Origin of the sequence: Lysinibacillus sp., assembly GCF_032093475.1 — a bacterium.
Taxonomy (GTDB): Bacteria; Bacillota; Bacilli; order Bacillales_A; family Planococcaceae; genus Lysinibacillus; species Lysinibacillus irui.
In genome coordinates this window covers 67,599-85,480 of the sequence record NZ_DAMDAY010000005.1, presented here as the reverse complement: position 1 = coordinate 85,480, position 17,882 = coordinate 67,599, and the positions used below count along the sequence as shown (strand labels likewise).

Below are 17,882 nucleotides of genomic sequence, written 5' to 3'. Positions count from 1 at the left end.
TGATTTTGGGCTGTTGCCAAAAACATCTCTGGGAAATCAGGTGTATCCATAACACGCACTTTTTTCTCTGGGTCCACAAATAGACTGCCTGCCCCACCTACGACAAATAATTTTGTGTCAATTCCGTTGAAAATTGCAATCAAATGACGACCTGCTTTTACATGTAACTCCTCTTGACCTGCTGGTGCACCAAATGCATTTACCACCACATCAAAGCCCTTCACATCTTCTTGCGTTAATTCAAAAACCTCTTTTTCAATCACTGGAATAGAGGCTGTTACCTTTGCTGCCGAACGAACGATGGCTGTTACTTCATGACCACGTTGTAACGCTTCCTCTACTATTTTTTGTCCTGCTTTCCCTGTTGCACCAATCACTGCTATTTTCATTCAATTTTCCTCCTCAAATATAGTTGTAACTATTTTAGTTACAGGTTGGATACAAAAGATCATCTCCGTCTAAATACGAAGTTGATCTAGCACGTCCTGAAGCGTCTGTGCTTGTAATTGCTCCTCCATTGCCTGCCAAACAGATGTATAAACCCCTTCCAATGTATGTTGGATTTTACGTCCCACTGCACACGCTGGATTAGGCTCATCATGAATCGCAAAAAGCTGCTTTGGCCCATCCATTGCTTGATAAATGGCTAACAATGTTAAATCCTTTGGCTCAACTAATAGCTCGTAGCCGGCCATCCCAGATCGTGATGAAAGTAAGCCCGCTTTTTTTAGGACACCAATCATACGTCTCACCACAACCGGATTTGTATTCACACTGCCAGCAATAAAATCGGACGTTAATAGGCTTTTATCAGATGTTGTGGCAATGAGCGAAAGTATATGGATCGCCACCGAAAATCGACTGTTCACCATATGAATCACCACCTGTTGTAACCATTATAGTTACAGGTGCAGAAAAAAGTCAAGCACTGTCACCTGTAAATATTGTTTCCCTTTAACTATTTCCCATGCATGACTTATATTTTTTTCACATAAATCACTAATTCTTGACGGATTTGTCCATTGTCCTCATAAAAATCTAAATTGTGAAATTCATATTTAAAGTGACCTACTGGAAATGTCACACTTTCTCCCTGAGCAGCTGCCAAAATACCCGCTACATCCTGTGAGACCATATGTAATAATTCTTCCCCTGAAAATGAATCGATAAAAATTACGTTCATAAAAAACACCTCCACAGCCATTATAGCTTAGAAGGCGCTTACATTTATAGTGTTTCTTTATAGCCTTTCAGCCGAATCTCCTCAATGATTTGCATCATCTCTAGGACTTGCTGCTCTGACAATTTTGCAGTATTAACAGAAAACATTTGTTGCTCCAAACCAATTTTTTGTTCTAGATGTCTTGGATGTGGTTCACTTTCTTCTGCTTGAAGTACTAGTGTATTCTTCACAACTTTCACCTCTACCATTATGTTGACGAACGCCATTGTTCCAAATAATGCTAATAATCCCATAATTAATATAATCAACTTCTCTTTAACTAGTCATCTAACTATTTACCCGTTTACTAAAATGATTAGTAAGAACTAGATGAAAGCAAGAAAAAACAGCAACCATAATGGCTGCTGCTAGTATTATACGGCAATAGGAGCTTTAATCGTAGGATGCGGATCATATCCTTCAATAGATAAATCCTCAAGCTCAATATCAAAAATCGATGTTTTATTCGGATTGATGTGTAATGTTGGTAGGTCTCTTGGCTCACGTGAAAGCTGTTCCTTAACTTGCTCCACATGGTTTGCATAGATATGAGCATCCCCAATGCTATGAATAAATTCACCAACCTCGAGTCCACATTCATGGGCAATCAAATGAGTTAATAAGGCGTAAGAAGCAATATTGAAAGGACAGCCTAATAATGTATCTAAGCTTCTCTGCATTAACTGACAGCTTAATTTACCATCAGCTACATAAAACTGGAACATGACATGACATGGCGGTAATGCCGCTTTACTGCCCTTTGCACCCGCATTAATGACATCCTCTGGATTCCATGCATTGACAATGATACGACGTGAGTCAGGATTATGCTTAATTTGATCAATGACATCCTGTAACTGGTCAATGCTTTCTCCATTAGAGGTTGTCCAATGACGCCATTGTTTGCCATAAACATTGCCAAGATCTCCGTACTGTTGTGCAAAATCATCGTCTGTTAAAACACGCTCACAAAATGAGGCAAGCTCTTTTTGATAGAGGACATTAAACGATTCGTCCACTAAACAACGGCGACCAAAATCCGTCATATCAGGGCCAGTATAATCGTCTGATTCTACCCATTTTTTAAATGCCCATTCATCCCAGATGTGATTATTATGCTGTAATAGATAACGAATATTTGTATCCCCTTTTATGAACCATAGCAATTCACTCGCTACAAGCTTAAAAGGCACACGCTTTGTTGTTAATAGTGGAAAGCCTTTGCTTAAATCGAAGCGCATTTGGTAACCAAAGACACTGTATGTACCTGTCCCTGTACGATCCTCTTTTTTCGTGCCATGTTCTAATATATGTTGTAGTAAATTTAAGTACGCCATTTCTGGATGCGTCATTTTTCTTCAACAGCTCCTTCAAGTTTGCTGTTGACCATTATACCATTTTACAGCGTATTTTCGTACGTCTATTATTAGCTCGAATGGTAGGAATTCTTGTTGTTAAGCTCCCGGGAGATTTCACTCTCTGCCGTGACGAAAAAGCTAGGAAGTAAAATAATATTGAGTAAAATAGGTCCAACGATAACTAATAAATCGATGCCAGGGCTGAAGTAAAGCCCGAATGCTGTAATAAGGCCAGTCATCACAAGAAAGATGATTTGGGCAACAATAATTAAAATTGGTAGTAATTGATACAGATAATTCAGTCTACGGAACTGATGCATATTGTCTGGATTTTGAATGATTTTTCTTTTTAAGCGTCTCGACAAAATGAGACAAGCAAGCAATTGAATACCAATAAAACTAAAATAAATGACACTGTATACTAATAATTGATTTTTCTGAATCGTACCATTAAAATGACCCACCCTTTGGTTCAATAAATCGTCGACTGCGCCCTCATATATATATTCGCGCTCACTTAAAAAAGTAAAAGGCTCCATAAAGCCAAGTGCCGTCCAATCCTTTGTATTGACAGTCCAATGGGATAACTTACTCGCTAAAATACGCAATTGAATAGGATCCTGTTCCCCAAACATCCCAAGTAAAATACGATAAGGAATCGATACCTTCAGCTGCCCATCTTGCTTTTCTTGAAATAAATCCCCTATGTAAAAGGTGTAAGCAACATTTGAATTATTCGCCTCATAATGAGCTTCTTCAATTTTCCAATGACTAGCTAAGGAAGCTTGAATGCCATTCCTCATTTCAGTGTAGGGTATATCCTTATGTAAACGCTTCGGAATTTTATAAACAAAATGATTATCACTACCGATGAGACAAATTTCCACTTCGACTTTCTCTTGATCTACCGTTTTGGCTTTCGTGGTCAACGGACTCATGATCATAGCGATGAGGAAAAACACAATAAGTGATAAAATGCCTTTTTTCACGCAATAGCCCCCCTATTCGTCACAATGATTAAATTTACCCTATCATAGCCATGTCCGAAAACACTATTTCGTTATTCCGAAAAAATAATAGTGGTTTTCCGAAACGCGTCATTTCGGTATTCCAAATTTATCAATAATTAGCGATAATATATAGGAGATTATTATCATAAGCAAACTTGAGGTTTCATAATGAAAAAATGGACATATAGTATTTTTCTTACCTATTTTATACTTGGCATTTATGTATTAGCCATTGCAATCAAGTCGCCCTTTATTAGTATGAGCGTTGATATAACAAATGGACAACCTGTCTTCATCGATAGCTACTATCCTCAATGGGCACAGCAAAAAAATATTAATAAAGGGGACATCGTTCTAGCCATTGATGGAGAGCCGACTTTGGAAGACCGCTCTGTTCAGCTATATTCCATCATTAGAAGTGCCCATACATTAACGATTCAAAAACCTGATGGGGCGATTCAAACCATTGCTGTAAAGCATCGAGATATGCCGGAAGAATTATATTTACAAATTTTGTTTCCTATCTTTTATTTTCTTTTAGCTTTCGTTGTTGCACTTTATTTATGTCAGCGTAATAAAAATAATCTATCCACTTTTTTATTGATTCTATTTTTATTAACCTGTTCCCTGGCCTACATTAGCACAGGCGCTTCTGCAAGAGGGAATGTCATTGGCAAGTTTGTCATCGGCATATGTATTATTTTATGTATGGTTCTCTTCCTTCACTTTTTACAGCATTTTTTCAACTACTTACGAATTAAATGGACCTATATCGACAGTAAATGGCTATATCTGTTTCCACTTATCATTCCGGTCTGTGATTTACTAGGAGAATTTTTGCCAACTGTTCGTGAGTTGACACCTCTCTTAAACTTGAGCTTATTTGCTATTCTTGTGCTCTATGCTATTTATATTTTATTAACGAGTTACTTACGGACGAAACTAGCTAAAATTCGTTTGATTGCCATTGCGTTTATTGTGCCATTTTTACCATTTTTATTGTTTTTCGTGGCACCTGAAATTTTAGGACATAAGCCGTTATTACACGCCGAAATAGCTGCTTTATTTTTATTATTTATTCCATTCTCATTTCTGTTTATTCAGGTGAACGAACGATTATTTGATATTGAATACCAATTATCCCGTTTACGCTATTATTCAACACTGGCCTTTTTCAGTGCCCTTCTAGCCACAGCAGGGATTACGCTATTATTTTTAGGCGAGCTTTCCATTGTTCATATGACAAGTATTTTTTTACTGCTGTTTTTGGTTATCATTGCTAGCTTTTATGTAAAAGAACGCATTGATTTTAAGTATCGAAAAATTATCTTTTCTTCCACTGGAAATTATGTACATAATTTATATGCGGCGGTTCATCGTATGGGGAAAGCAAAAAACCAGCAAGAATTATTAGACCGTTTTAAATATGAAATTACCGAAAAACTAGGCACGACAGCCTTTCATATCTGTACGATAACAGAAGATTCCCCACAGCTTGCCAGTTCCTATACGCGGCTGCTGCTACATGATGCTGGTGAGGAAAAAATTATGTTAGAGATACAACATGCCTTACAAAAGGAAGAGCTGCTTTGGTTAGAATTGCTCGCGCTGTATGTGTCCATGTCCATCAATAATTTACAGCAAATTGAGGATTTAGTTCGTGACATACAGCAAATTAAAAACACCAGTGATACACCGCTTCATTGGCTCGATAAATTGCTGTGGAATATTATTGAGAAAGAAAAAAGTATTTTAGCACAGGAATTACACGATACCATTTTGCAGGAGCAGCTGCATTTAGCTAGAGAGCTTGATGTTCTTGCTGGCTCACCTACTATTAACAAAGGAACCGTGCTGGATATTCGTGAGCAACTATTAAATGCGACGAAGGACTTACGAGAATATTGCGAGAACTTAAGTCCCCCTCTACTAGATACCTTTGGCTTACAAATAGCCTTAAAAAAACTGATTCAAAAGGTAAAGATACGTGCCGACTTTTTATTAGATGCTCGAATAGATCAGGTGCAATTCCAGGATGTAACCCTCCATCTCGTGGTCTATCGTCTCGTTCAGGAGCTTTTCAATAATGCAATCAAGCATTCCGAAGCAACGGAGGTCTCGCTCCAATTACAAGCAGTTCCCCATGGCTTTATCCTTCAATATGACGATAATGGGATAGGCTGTGACATAGACGATTTGATCCAGTCCTCTGCATCCATGGGCATTAATGGCATTCGCGAACGTGTCCGTGCTTTTAATGGTAATATTACCATCCAATCTAGCCACAATGAGGGCATGCATATTTTTATACAAATACAAGAGGACGGGGATTCATATGATGAACATACTTATTATAGATGACCATCCTGTCGTTTTAGATGGTACAAAAACATTGTTACAGGATTTAGCCAATGTCAAAATCGAAACCGAACAGGATAGTGCAGCTGTTTTACCAAGAATGGATACCGAAGCTTTTCAGTTATTCCTAATTGATATTAATATGAAGCCAATCAATGGCATTCAATTATCAGAAATGATTAAGAAAAAACAACCTGAAGCACTCATTATTCTTTATACAGGCTACGAGCTGTCCGATTATTATGAGCTACTCATTGAGAAAAAAATTGATGGCTTATTATCAAAGCTTGCAACGAAGGAACAGGTGATTCAAACGATCCAAGCAGCGCTAAGAGGCGAAATTTTGCTGGCAGCCGATTTCTTAGACTTTGTCCAGCAACGTACCAACCTACCTAATGTTCAGCAAGAGGTATTATTAAGTGATAAAGAACAGGAAATATTACAGCTCGTTGCACAAGGCTGTACGAACAAAGCCATTGCCTCAGCTATAGGGGTCACTCAGCGCACGGTAGAAAATTATTTATCGAAGCTATTCGTCAAACTGAATGTTGAATCCCGAGCAGAGGCCGTCATTGTGGCCAAGGAAAAAGCATGGATTGATTAATATCATTACCATTTGATGACAATTGTAAAAATTCTTTTACTAAAAACGGAATATACTGGATATACAAACAATTCTGTACTATAATAAAGGTAATAATTACATTACTTCGTTGCGATGATTAAAAACGCGTATACACAAGGAATACAAGCTTTTGAATACGTTTTTTATATGTGATGGAAGCAATTGATTGTTGAATTTTTTTGGGAGGGTGTTTACATGACACAAGGAACAGTAAAATGGTTTAACGCAGAAAAAGGTTTTGGCTTCATCGCAGTTGAAGGTGGCAACGATGTATTCGTACATTTCTCAGCGATCCAAGCAGATGGCTTCAAAACTTTAGAAGAGGGCCAAAAAGTAGAATTCGGCGTAGAAGAAGGAAGCCGTGGACCTCAAGCAACGAATGTAGTGAAACTATAATCTTCACTTAACATAGACGTGCATCATAAAGAGACATCCTACAATGGATGTCTCTTTTTCATATTTCAAGGCTATATCATACAAGCTCCAAGGAACTGTCCACTAAGCCCCTGTTTGATAGTAAGTTTAGTTAAGGTCCTTGTTCGTTAAAGTAATTTGATAATACTTTTTTGGGCGCCCACGTGTTGAAGAGGTATTGCTTGGCAATTCGTGTGCTAAATTTTTTTCATGGAGCTGCTTTAAAATTCGGTTTGCCGAGCGGACTGTTATGCCAAGATGAGTGCTGAGCAATTCGCCACTGACGATAGTGGTCGTTAGCTTTTCCAGCATAGCGTCAATTTTTTGTAATTGTAATAAAGGAATGTCATAGGTAGTGCTTAACGTTTTTAAGTATTGTTGTTTTTCATCGTCAAACTGTAGCTTTGTTGCATATAATAAAGGTCCGATTTCTCGTGTATTTTCAATTATATAGCCCTGTGTTTCCTTTGAGGAGCAGAGGGTTGCGGCTTTTTTAGCAAACTCCTGACTTTCAATAAGAGAGTCACCAATCCCCCACCCTATTTTGACAGGAAAGGATAGCTTATCATTTAAAAAATCAACTAACTGACAATGTGTATATTGATCTGTTGTAGATAAGAATTGCTGATATGTCGTGATAATCGCAAGGAATGAAGCCTCTCGATGCACGATAAACGAACAAGCATATAGTCGTTTGAAATCTAAAATCGCTTTATATAAGGCGATTTGCCGATATTCTAAGTCATCTAGATTCGATTTGTCTATCGGAATTAAAATATGTACAACAACGACTTTGTTTTGATTAAGCTGGCGAATTTGAAGCTGTTTGACAAAATGATCCAATGTTAATTGCATGGCATACAGAGATGGGTAAAAAGCAATAAACGGTATGTTTTGAAGCGCTAATCGTTCACGTATTTCTGCAATGCGTGTAAAGCTTAGCTCAACCTTGTTTTCGTTATGCAATTGTATGTGCCATTCTGCAGCTTTGTCGATAATATCGCTACTAGCGAACTCGCTCATTGTTTGGCTAAAAAGAAACGGTTTTTCACCTATCGACCATTCATGAATACCAAGATAGCCGTTTTCCTCATAACAAAAATCGATGGCGATACGATTCATAGCTATCTTTTTCTCATAAAAAAGCTCCGTAACGGTACGGTAAAAATCACGCTCTGAAATATCGAAATAATGCATGGGTACTGTTACTTCTTGAAAATAGCTTTTAGCAAAGAAATAAGGAATCTGCCCGCTAAAAAGTGCTCCATCTCCCCCATCTAAATGCTTCTCTAAAAGCTCATGTAAATGTGCATTATCGTTATAAGCATAGTAATGAAATTTACAAAAAGCGGGTTTAATTTTTTCAAGTTGCTGAACCCAAGAAAGCGAACGTTTTGCGGTAAAAACATTAATTTTATACATACATATATCTCCTTATTGAAAAATAAATATTGAAAATAGTCAGAAAATATGGTTTCTTTGTATAAAGGACATAGATTTTTAATGTCTTAAATTACAGACATTCATTTTTTAAAGAATAAGTCTAATAAAGTATAAAAGGAGATGAAATTTATGCAAGGGAATTCACAAACAATTAAGAAAAAATCTTGGATTGACAACATGTTAGATAAAATCGATCGTGCAGGCAATAAATTACCAGACCCAATCACGTTATTTATTATTCTAGCAGGTATAGTACTAGTTTTATCATGGGTTCTATCTATGCTAGGTATTTCAGCAGTTCAACCCGGTACAGATGAGGTCATTGAAGTCAAAAACCTGCTAAGTCAAGAAGGACTCATCTTAATTTTAACGCAAATGGTATCGACATTTACAGGCTTTGCTCCTCTAGGGCTAGTTATCGTGACGATGATTGGTATTGGTTTAGCTGAGCAAACAGGGCTAATTTCGGCTGTCATGAAGAAGATCGTGATGTCAGCACCGACAAAGTTAATTGTACCTTTTATTATTTTTACAGGTTTAGTTGGAAACTTAGCTGCTGACGCGGCATTTATCATTTTACCACCTATTGCAGCTATGATTTTTATGAGTATTGGTCGCAATCCATTAGCTGGTTTAATTATTACATATGCAGCTGTAGCTGGAGGCTTCAGTGCCAACATTTTGATTAGCTCTCTCGATGTATTATTACTAGGAATTACCGAATCAGCAGCACATATAGCAGACCCTACGTATACTGGTCGTGCAACGATGAACTACTACTTCTTAATTGCTTCGACATTTTTACTAGTCATTATTGGCACGTGGGTTGCGAAAAAGTTTACAGAGCCTCGCTTCGGTACGTTTAACGGAGAGGTTGAAAAGCTAGAGCCATTGACAGCCCTAGAAAAACGAGGATTAAAATGGGCTGGAATCGTAACGCTAGCTTATATTTTAGTCATTGCTATTACAGTTATTCCATCGAATGGGCTTTTACGTGATCCTGAAACAGGCGGCTTTTTAAATTCACCTTTCATGTCAGGCATTGTACCCATCATGTTATTCTTCTTCCTATTACCTGGTCTTGCCTATGGTATTGCAGCGAAGGAGGTTAAAAACGATAAAGAAGTTGCGGAGAAAATTTTTAAATCCATCGCTGATATGGCACCATTTATTGTATTAGCTTTTGCCGCTTCACAAATGATCGCCTTCTTCAACTGGAGTAATATTGGTTCTATTTTAGCCATAAAAGGGGCTGAGCTGTTACAAGCATTAAATTTTACAGGTTTACCAATGATGATTGGCTTTGTTTTAATTTGTGCATTTGTTAACTTATTAATCGCCAGTGCATCAGCCAAATGGGCTTTGCTTGCACCGATTTTTGTTCCGATGTTCCTCTACTTAGGTTATACCCCAGCGATTACACAAATAGCCTATCGTGTAGGGGATTCGATTACAAATCCAATAACGCCGATGTTACCGTATTTCGCGATTCTTCTGTCGTTTGCAAAGCGCTACGATAAAAATATCGGTATCGGGACACTTATTTCCTCTTTATTACCGTTCTCGGTATTCTTTGCAATCGGCTGGATTATCTTATTTGCTCTTTGGTTCCTATTCGGTTTACCGCTAGGACCTGGTGATTATATTTACTTAAAATAAGGAGTGTTTTACATGACAGCATTACAACAACAATTAGCAGAGTTATTAAAGCAATATGAGGAAGAAATGATTCAGCTTCGTCGTCATTTCCATGAAAATCCTGAACTTTCCTTCGAGGAAGTAGAAACGCCGAAAACAATCGCAGCCTTTCATCGCGCCTTAGGTCATGAGGTTCATGAAGGTGTAGGTGGCAATGGTGTTGTGGCAAAGCTAGTAGGTGGTAAACCCGGGAAAACCGTAGCGTTACGCGCGGATTTTGACGCCTTAGCCATTACAGAAGAAACAGGCTTACCTTTCCAATCAAAAATTAAAGGTCGTATGCATGCTTGCGGACATGATGGACACACAGCCTCCCTGTTAATTTTAGCGAAGGCCCTCAACAAAATGAAGGATGACCTAGCAGGAACTATCGTCTTTATTCATCAGCATGCAGAGGAGCTGGCCCCGGGTGGAGCTATTTCAATGATTAAGGACGGCTGCCTAGAAGGTGTCGATGTTATTTTTGGTACACATTTATGGGCTCCAACTGAACTTGGAAAAGTACAAACAGCGAAGGGACCATTAATGGCTGCAGCAGATGGTATTTATATAACAATCAAAGGCAAAGGTGGCCACGGTTCCAACCCAAGTGACACCAAGGATTCCATTGTTTTAGCGGCACAGTTTATTACGAATTTACAGCAGCTCGTGGCACGTCGCGTCAATCCATTACGTCCAGCAGTAGTGTCGATTGGGCATATCGAGGCCCTCAATCCATTCAATGTCATTGCTGATCAAGTGTATATGAAAGGTACTGTACGCACTTTCCACGAGGAAGAGCGCAGTTTGCTAGAGCGTGAAATTGAAGAACTATTAAAGGCCACATGCTATTTAACAAAAGCAGACTACGAATATGAGTTTGTACGAGGCTATCCACCTGTTGTTAACCATGAAGCAGAGACAGAGCATATTATGGAATCCGCAGAGAAAATTGCAGATGTAGCAGCTGTTGAACTGGTTGACCCTAATATGGGTGGTGAGGATTTTGCCTATTACTTAGAGGAAATCCCAGGTGCCTTCTTCTTTACAGGCGCAAAAAATCCAAATTGGGAGGAAGTATATCCTCACCATCACCCGAAATTCGATATCGACGAACGCTCCTTACGAATTGCTGCCAACGTTCTAGGCCAAGCAACATTAGACTACTTCGCAAAGCATAATTAAAATTAATAGGACGAGATGCATGCAGCATCTCGTCCTGTTTTTGTTGAGAAGCGGAGGATTTAAGAGGTTCTCTTCGGGGTGAAGTGGTTCTGCCTTGCATTGGTGTGATTTCCTGATTTGGTGGAGCGGTTCGATCACTAGTTCGATCACTTCCCCCTCGCTTTGGAGCGGTTCGATCACTTTTTGGATCACTTCCAACTCACTTTGGAGCGGTTTCCTCACCTTTTGGATCACTTCTCACTCAATTTGGAGCGGTTCTATCACTTTTTGGATCACTTCCCCCTCACTTTGGAGCGGTTCGGTCACCTTTTGGATCACCTCTCACTCACTTTGGAGCGGTTCGATCACCTCTTGGATCACTTTCCTCTCACTATTGAGCGGTTCGATCACCTTTTGGATCACTACTCACCCGATTTGGAGCGGTTCGGTCACTTTTTGGATCACTTCCAACTCACTTTGGAGCGGTTCGATCACCTTTTGGATCACTTCCCACTCACTTTGGAGCGGTTCGATCACCTTTTGGATCACTTCCCACTCACTTTGGAGCGGTTCGATCACTTTTTGGATCACTTTCCCCTCACTAATGAGCGGTTCCCTCACCTTTTGGATCATTTCCCACCCAATTTGGAGCGGTTCAATCACCTCTTGGATCACTTCCAACTCGCTTTGGAGCGGTTCCCTCACCTTTTGGATCACTACCCACCCGATTTGGAGCAGTTCTCGCACTGGTTGGTCTACTTCCAAGCAAGTGCACTCTAAATTAAGCATAGGAATGTAGGCCGGCAATTACTAGATTGACGAAGACTTGGTTGAATACGATGATGCCGAAGCCGATGATGGCTAGCCAGGCTGTTTTCTCACCTTCCCAGCCTTTGGATAGTCGGAAATGGAGAAAGGCAGCGTAGAATAAAAAGGTAATCAATGCCCAAACCTCTTTTGGGTCCCAGCCCCAATAGCGACTCCACGCAATTTGTGCCCAGATCATAGCAAACAATAGGCCGCCTAATGCGAATAAGGGGAAGCCGATGACGACAGCACGGTAGGATATTTCATCCATTAATTGGGGCTGCACTCGGCTTGTCCATGGCTTTAATAAAGCACTAATAGATTTTCTTGTAATTAATCGAATGACAGCGTATAAAATCGTACCGACCATAAATGCCCAAACAATGGAATTTAACTTTTTGGCATCAATTTTGTTCGTGATTTCAATCATACCGACTGCTTCACCATTTTCTGTGACCGCACCTTTTGTCACAATAAGTGGCATCATCGAGTAAACGGCTTGTTCTGACTGTCCCTGCGCATTGTCAAATTGTACTTTGACATCGTCTGAGGCAAAGCTAAATGTCGTGGAAACACCGATAAAGCCGATGACCACAACTAAACAATATAAAACAAACTCTAGACCGTATGTACTGATGGATTTCTTCGAGACATCCAACGTTCTTAATAAATAAATCAAACCTGTAGCAAAGGACACTGATAAAATTGCGCTAGAAAAGGCAACTGTCATAACATGAATAGTTAACCAGTGGCTTTGCAGTGAAGGAACAAGTGGTGATACTTCCTTCGCGAAAACGCTTCCATATCCAAGGATGATTAATGAAACAGGAATAGTAAATAAGCCCACTACAATTTGTTTATAGAGGAAATGAATAATTAAATAACTTCCTGTCAGCATAATGCCAAAGAATGTCATAAATTCATACATATTACTCACAGGTGCATGATCTACAGCCATCCATCTCACCACAAAATAGACGAGCTGTAAAGCAAAGGCTACATACGTGAGAAACAGTCCTAGCTTGCCGAATAATTTGCCCTTTGATTTGACCGCAAGCCCTAAAGGCACAATTGCAATCAGTAGTAAGATAAAGGCAACAAATAAAGAATTGCTGCTAATAGATAATAAGGTTTCTTGATTCACATGAATCCCTCCCATGTTCTGTTTCGGAATTTGCTTCCAACTAATAGGAACGATACAAGATTGCAAGAGGTGCCATGTTTTCCCTGTAAATATTTTTATTTTTTTGAATTGTTACAAATTGGTGAAATAGCAGGTGAATTGAAGGACGTAGAGCATAACAAAAAATCATCTAACTGTAAATAGATGGTAATAGAAAAAGTGATATGCCTCTATCTACATCCTACAAAAAATTGCAAAAAAAGTCTATTTCTTTTTTGCCTCCCATGGGAAAATAATGATGCGCACAATTGACATAACGTTATGTTTCACAAATTGGAGGTTTTCCATGAAACAAAATATTTATGATAATCCGATATTTTTCCATCAATACAAAGCATTAAGGCAAAAGGAATTGAATTATAATCGTCTGTTGGAGCAGCCCACAATGAAATCTTTACTACCACCATTAACGAATAGCGACATTCTCGATATCGGCTGTGGTATGGGTGAGTTCGCCAAATATTGTATCGACCATCAGGCCAAGCATGTGACCGCACTGGATGTTTCTAGTAATATGTTGGCAATGGCGAAACAAGAGCATGCCCATCCGCAAATTGACTATCAGCTACAAGCAATCGAGGATTATGAAGCACCTTCCAATAGCTTTGATTGTATAACAAGCTCCCTTTCCCTTCATTATGTTAAAGACTTCGATGCGGTTATTGACCGAATAGCTCGAATGCTACGTCCTAACGGTGTTTTTGTTTTTTCTGTCGAGCATCCGATTGCTACAGCTCGTCAAGCAATGGAGGATAATTGGATTTATGATAACGAGCATAATCGTCTTCACTATGCAATCGATCATTATCATGAAGAGGGCTTGCGTGAGCAGACATGGCTCGTGGAAGGGGTTGTCAAATATCATCGTACCATTGCGACGATGATCAATACATTGATTGCCCACGGGTTAACCATTGAGAAAATAGTCGAACCTCTTCCTAGCAAAGAAGCTATCCTTCAGCTTCCTTCCCTTGAAAAGGAGCTACGCCGTCCGTCCTTTTTATTTATAAAAGCTAAAAAATAAGTAAAAGCCTCACCCTACTCCTGTGGTGAGGCTTTTTTTACATAAATAATTTCTGGATCCCCTTCATCTAAGTTGTCAATAAAGCCACTTTTAATAAACCCTAAGGCTTGAAATACTTGCTGCATGCTTGTATTGGATTGATTAGTAGAAGAAAATACCTTTGGTGTCCTCGCGACTTCCAAATATGCACGCATTAAGCTAGTCGCCACCCCTTTTCTCCGCTCGGAAGGCTTGACAATCACTAAAGAAATAAAGCTATGACCAAAAAAGTCGTTATTAAATAGTAGAAAACCCGCAGCATCCTTATTAGCTTGATACAAAAGGCAGCGTTGCTCTTTAATAGCTTGTTGAATTTCATGGCTTCTTGATTGATCGCCAATTACTTCTTGATCAATCGCACAAAGTACCTGTAAGTGCTCCATTCCTGCTTCTATTATATTTTGCATTTATCATCATCCTTCATGGAATAGCTCATCACCTTAATCTCATCTCGAAATCCCATGACCCGTCTTCCCTCATCCACAAATCCGCACTTTGTATAAAGGGCTTGCGCCGCTTTATTTGGTACATTTACACCTAGCACAAGCTCATTTATATGAGGGAAATGCTGCCGCACAAAATCAGGTAACAATTGCAGTGCCTTCTTGGCATAGCCTTTACCCTGCTCGTAATAATCAGTAGAAAATGAACGGATTAACAATGCCTTATCATTAGAAGTGTAAGGCTTGACCCCGTCTTTTTCATGTAGCACAAAAAAGGTTACCAGCTTGTCTCCATCCATGGCTAAAATAGCATGCCGACTGTGATCCTGCCTAGCGAGTTCAATATTTTCCTGTGGTGACTTTGTATAGCGGAGCTGCTCATCTGTTATTGTATATTCTTCTATTAAAGATTGCGCACTATCCTCATAGAACATAAGCTTCATGGACATTTAGTACTCCTCCTCGTAAATAGCTGTAAATTCGTAGTCCCCTTCTTGAAGCTGCTGTAAGTAATCATCAAAGGAGGAGGCAATGACCTCAAAGCTATCTGGATCATGCACATAACGAACCACTTGCCCTACTTGTCCCGCTTCATTTGGTGAAAAATCAAGAAACAGGCTAGATGTTCCACCATTATTCATGCAATCGGCAAAGCATAATCGTTCATTTAATGGCACATGCATATTGATTTTTCCGTCGACTTCGACATACTCCAAAAACTCTTGATAACGTTCATATATTGATTCTCGATTGTCATGATAATCTTCAATGATTTGCTCAACGGATTTCAGATAATACGGGTAGTCACCTAAATCGGAACCTAGGACAAGAACACAGATTGTTTCTTGACCATGCTTACAATAATAGGTACCATTGACATCCTGAAGTAATGCTAGTAAGGACTGCGGACAATCCGGAAAAACTTCAAGCAATGCCTGAATTTGTGTATCTGTTGCACCAGTTGCACGCTCTAATTGTCGTTGTTCCTCTTCAGGTAAGTGTTGGAGTAAACGTTGAAAATAGCTAGTACGCATTTTAATCCCTCTTTCTATTAAACTTATTTTTTACATTAATATACTTTTACTATTCCGTCATGCTACTATGGAAGTATTCATGAAGAAGGAGTTGTGCCTATGAGTTCGTTCAATGCAGTAGACGTTAAAGTTTTATCAACAATCAAAGGGTTGTAACGCTACTTGCAGCCCTGATACAAGGGAGAATAACAAATGGAACACTATGTCAACACATTTCTAACTGGTCAATCAGTTATGCTACAGCAAATGGATTCTACTGATTTAAAAGCCTTCGTAGCCAACGAAAGTGAAATAACTACATTGCTTCTTGCCAATGATGATATTCCCTTTCCTCAAACGAAAGAGGATCACACTGCATTCTTTCATAGTATAAGTGGAAAAAAGGAGGAATTCTTTTTTGGCATTTATGAAAAGGACTCCCATCAACTGATTGGCTCCTGCGGTGTTTTTTCCGTCAACTGGCAAAACAGTACTTGCTCTGTAGGCATTGCAATCGGAAAAGCGTGGCAAGGCAAAGGATATGGGACTGATGCAATGAAAACACTCATAGATTTTATTTTCCAATACATCGCTGTACAAAAAATCAAGCTTCAAGTTTTTAGCTTTAATCAGGCAGCTATTCGCTCCTATGAAAAATGCGGCTTCACAAAAGAAGGTACTTTACGCCAAGAAATTTTTCGCTTCGGTACATTTCATGACATCTTATTGTTTGGCTTATTACGCTCGGAATGGGAGAAAAATTAACCAATAACTACAAGAGAGATACTATGGTTGCTGTAGTATCTCTTTTTTTATTCCTCTTGCCATATGCGTGTTACTTGCTGTAGTGCTAAACCTTGGAATGTTAGTTTATAAATATCCGGCATCGTAAGCTGCTGCCAAAATGCGTAATCATAGCGGGCATCAAAGTATTGCATCATCAATACCATGATATTGCCATGTGTCCCTAAAACAAGGCTCTCCTGTGGATGGGTAAGAATGATGGATTGCAAGCTCTCGACAGCACGTGCCGTCGCCTGTTCATTTGACTCCCCACCCTCCCACGCAAAGCTTGGCTCCTGCCACACTCGCTGAATAGCTGCATGAAAATCCGTCATCTCTCCACTTGAAAGCTGCCGTTCTTTTAAAGCATCCACGGTTTGTATGGGTAGATGATGAGCATGCGCAATGCCCTCCACTGTTTGAATTGCTCGACGATATGGACTAGCATAGATTGCTTCAATTTGTTTCTCTTTAAATAATTTTGTAACACGCTCCGCATCCTTTATCCCTTGCGTCGAGAGAGGTCGGTGATATTCATCCACTGAATAATGTGCATGAGCATGTCTTACAAAATACATAACAGTCATCCTATTCTTTTCATCTCCCCTGTTATCAAAATAAAAGAATCTTCCAAATACCATCTTGCCTTTGAAGAGCAAAGGTTTTTGCGAAGTTGTGATTACTCGCGGAAATTTCCAGTTGAACAACCTGCCTATCTGGGGTGCTCGCTTCATTAATAGCTACTTGATCATAATAACGAAACATTAGATGGGTTTCTAACAAATCATATGCCCGTAAATCCATATATTGCTGTTCAAACTTTTCTTTTGTAGGAGTTGCACTATTTTGGTAAGTAATTGCATATAATGCATCTATTCGTGTTTCGTGCACTAAATCGAGCATTATCAGTACCATCTCCTCTGGCGAAAAGGTTTGCAAAACTGCTATATCGCCGTCATTTAAGAACGTCTGATAGTGCTCCTTTTTTTCTGATGGTAAATTGGCTACATAACTAAAGTCAGTCGCAGCTGTCTTGACGATGTCAGCATCAATGGTAGGTTGTTGAGCGGGTTCTTTCGCTTCACATGCTGCTAGTAAACTTGCAATAACTGCAACATAAACTAGCTTTTTCACCATACACTTCATCACCTCAAATCTATCTTTTATTATTCCATTAATTTCAAAAATTCTCAACATTTCACCATACATAATGAAATGTCCACAATTCTAAACAACATAAAAGGGAATTTGCTAAAATGTGACAAGATAAAAATCACAGGATAAATTATCGGAAAATTCAATTTCTATTCACAACTATT

The 17,882-nt window shown here is 39.1% G+C and carries 21 protein-coding genes; 7 read left to right on the top strand and 14 right to left on the bottom strand.

The features are described from left to right. The 6 genes from RT445_RS02665 to RT445_RS02640 all read right to left on the bottom strand — a co-directional run. Nucleotides 1-389, bottom strand: a 389-nt coding sequence (locus tag RT445_RS02665; protein ID WP_313469628.1) for an NAD(P)-dependent oxidoreductase, incomplete at its 3' end; no start/stop codon positions are given. 69 nt (nucleotides 390-458) lie between these two features. Then, the gene (locus RT445_RS02660; protein ID WP_274797040.1) at nucleotides 459-872 is read right to left on the bottom strand and encodes an Rrf2 family transcriptional regulator; all 414 of its coding nucleotides are present in this window, start codon (nucleotides 870-872) and stop codon (nucleotides 459-461) included. 104 nt (nucleotides 873-976) lie between these two features. Continuing rightward, entirely contained in the window at nucleotides 977-1,183 is a 207-nt protein-coding gene (locus tag RT445_RS02655; RefSeq protein ID WP_274797039.1) for a thymidylate synthase, read from the bottom strand. A gap of 44 nt (nucleotides 1,184-1,227) precedes the next feature. Then, entirely contained in the window at nucleotides 1,228-1,491 is a 264-nt protein-coding gene (locus tag RT445_RS02650) for a hypothetical protein (RefSeq protein ID WP_274797038.1), read from the bottom strand. A gap of 105 nt (nucleotides 1,492-1,596) precedes the next feature. Continuing rightward, a complete protein-coding gene (locus RT445_RS02645; protein ID WP_274797037.1) occupies nucleotides 1,597-2,574 on the bottom strand; it encodes a thymidylate synthase in 978 nt (325 codons plus the stop codon). A 74-nt stretch (nucleotides 2,575-2,648) separates the two neighbouring features. Beyond that, nucleotides 2,649-3,569 carry a hypothetical protein gene (locus RT445_RS02640; protein WP_274797034.1) on the bottom strand — a complete coding sequence of 307 codons (921 nt, stop codon included), beginning with the start codon at nucleotides 3,567-3,569 and terminating at the stop codon, nucleotides 2,649-2,651. A 189-nt stretch (nucleotides 3,570-3,758) separates the two neighbouring features. On the opposite strand from RT445_RS02640, the gene RT445_RS02635 reads away from it, so the two are divergent. The 3 genes from RT445_RS02635 (at nucleotide 3,759) to RT445_RS02625 (ending at nucleotide 6,969) form a co-directional block, all read left to right on the top strand. Continuing rightward, complete coding sequence (locus tag RT445_RS02635; RefSeq protein ID WP_274797033.1) at nucleotides 3,759-5,951, top strand: ATP-binding protein; 2,193 nt, start codon at nucleotides 3,759-3,761, stop codon at nucleotides 5,949-5,951. Beyond that, nucleotides 5,926-6,552 (top strand): response regulator transcription factor, encoded by a 627-nt coding sequence (locus tag RT445_RS02630; protein ID WP_274797032.1) that lies wholly within the window; start codon nucleotides 5,926-5,928, stop codon nucleotides 6,550-6,552. The genes RT445_RS02635 and RT445_RS02630 overlap by 26 nt, the downstream gene beginning before the upstream one ends. Before the next feature lie 216 nt (nucleotides 6,553-6,768). Beyond that, the gene (locus RT445_RS02625) at nucleotides 6,769-6,969 is read left to right on the top strand and encodes a cold-shock protein (RefSeq protein WP_274797030.1); all 201 of its coding nucleotides are present in this window, start codon (nucleotides 6,769-6,771) and stop codon (nucleotides 6,967-6,969) included. A 126-nt stretch (nucleotides 6,970-7,095) separates the two neighbouring features. On the opposite strand, the gene RT445_RS02620 is transcribed toward RT445_RS02625, so the two are convergent. Beyond that, a complete protein-coding gene (locus tag RT445_RS02620) occupies nucleotides 7,096-8,409 on the bottom strand; it encodes a hypothetical protein (RefSeq protein ID WP_274797029.1) in 1,314 nt (437 codons plus the stop codon). A 150-nt stretch (nucleotides 8,410-8,559) separates the two neighbouring features. Between RT445_RS02620 and RT445_RS02615 the strand changes: the two genes are divergently transcribed. Next, the gene (locus RT445_RS02615; RefSeq protein ID WP_313469623.1) at nucleotides 8,560-10,089 is read left to right on the top strand and encodes an AbgT family transporter; all 1,530 of its coding nucleotides are present in this window, start codon (nucleotides 8,560-8,562) and stop codon (nucleotides 10,087-10,089) included. 12 nt (nucleotides 10,090-10,101) lie between these two features. Then, nucleotides 10,102-11,292: an amidohydrolase gene (locus RT445_RS02610; RefSeq protein ID WP_313469621.1), complete on the top strand. Its 1,191-nt coding sequence runs from the start codon at nucleotides 10,102-10,104 to the stop codon at nucleotides 11,290-11,292. Nucleotides 11,293-11,697: 405 nt separating this feature from the next. Here RT445_RS02610 and RT445_RS02605 read toward each other — a convergent pair whose 3' ends face one another. Together RT445_RS02605 and ccsB are read right to left on the bottom strand one after the other, a co-directional pair. Continuing rightward, nucleotides 11,698-12,036: a hypothetical protein gene (locus RT445_RS02605; protein WP_274797026.1), complete on the bottom strand. Its 339-nt coding sequence runs from the start codon at nucleotides 12,034-12,036 to the stop codon at nucleotides 11,698-11,700. 16 nt (nucleotides 12,037-12,052) lie between these two features. After that, entirely contained in the window at nucleotides 12,053-13,237 is a 1,185-nt protein-coding gene (gene ccsB / locus RT445_RS02600) for a c-type cytochrome biogenesis protein CcsB (protein WP_274797316.1), read from the bottom strand. A gap of 310 nt (nucleotides 13,238-13,547) precedes the next feature. Between ccsB and RT445_RS02595 the strand changes: the two genes are divergently transcribed. Beyond that, entirely contained in the window at nucleotides 13,548-14,285 is a 738-nt protein-coding gene (locus RT445_RS02595; protein WP_274797025.1) for a class I SAM-dependent methyltransferase, read from the top strand. A 14-nt stretch (nucleotides 14,286-14,299) separates the two neighbouring features. On the opposite strand, the gene RT445_RS02590 is transcribed toward RT445_RS02595, so the two are convergent. The 3 genes from RT445_RS02590 to RT445_RS02580 are packed head-to-tail and all read right to left on the bottom strand — an operon-like array spanning nucleotide 14,300 to nucleotide 15,801. Continuing rightward, the gene (locus RT445_RS02590) at nucleotides 14,300-14,731 is read right to left on the bottom strand and encodes a GNAT family N-acetyltransferase (protein ID WP_274797024.1); all 432 of its coding nucleotides are present in this window, start codon (nucleotides 14,729-14,731) and stop codon (nucleotides 14,300-14,302) included. Beyond that, nucleotides 14,719-15,216, bottom strand: a complete 498-nt coding sequence (locus tag RT445_RS02585) for a GNAT family N-acetyltransferase (RefSeq protein ID WP_274797023.1) — start codon at nucleotides 15,214-15,216, stop codon at nucleotides 14,719-14,721. The genes RT445_RS02590 and RT445_RS02585 overlap by 13 nt, the downstream gene beginning before the upstream one ends. After that, a complete protein-coding gene (locus RT445_RS02580) occupies nucleotides 15,217-15,801 on the bottom strand; it encodes an SMI1/KNR4 family protein (protein WP_274797022.1) in 585 nt (194 codons plus the stop codon). A gap of 192 nt (nucleotides 15,802-15,993) precedes the next feature. On the opposite strand from RT445_RS02580, the gene RT445_RS02575 reads away from it, so the two are divergent. After that, on the top strand, nucleotides 15,994-16,545 hold the full coding sequence (locus tag RT445_RS02575) for a GNAT family N-acetyltransferase (protein ID WP_274797021.1): 552 nt from the start codon (nucleotides 15,994-15,996) through the stop codon (nucleotides 16,543-16,545). Nucleotides 16,546-16,592: 47 nt separating this feature from the next. On the opposite strand, the gene RT445_RS02570 is transcribed toward RT445_RS02575, so the two are convergent. Together RT445_RS02570 and RT445_RS02565 are read right to left on the bottom strand one after the other, a co-directional pair. Continuing rightward, complete coding sequence (locus RT445_RS02570; RefSeq protein ID WP_274797019.1) at nucleotides 16,593-17,150, bottom strand: histidine phosphatase family protein; 558 nt, start codon at nucleotides 17,148-17,150, stop codon at nucleotides 16,593-16,595. Nucleotides 17,151-17,175: 25 nt separating this feature from the next. After that, nucleotides 17,176-17,700 carry a hypothetical protein gene (locus RT445_RS02565; RefSeq protein ID WP_274797017.1) on the bottom strand — a complete coding sequence of 175 codons (525 nt, stop codon included), beginning with the start codon at nucleotides 17,698-17,700 and terminating at the stop codon, nucleotides 17,176-17,178. Nucleotides 17,701-17,882: the final 182 nt, after the last annotated feature.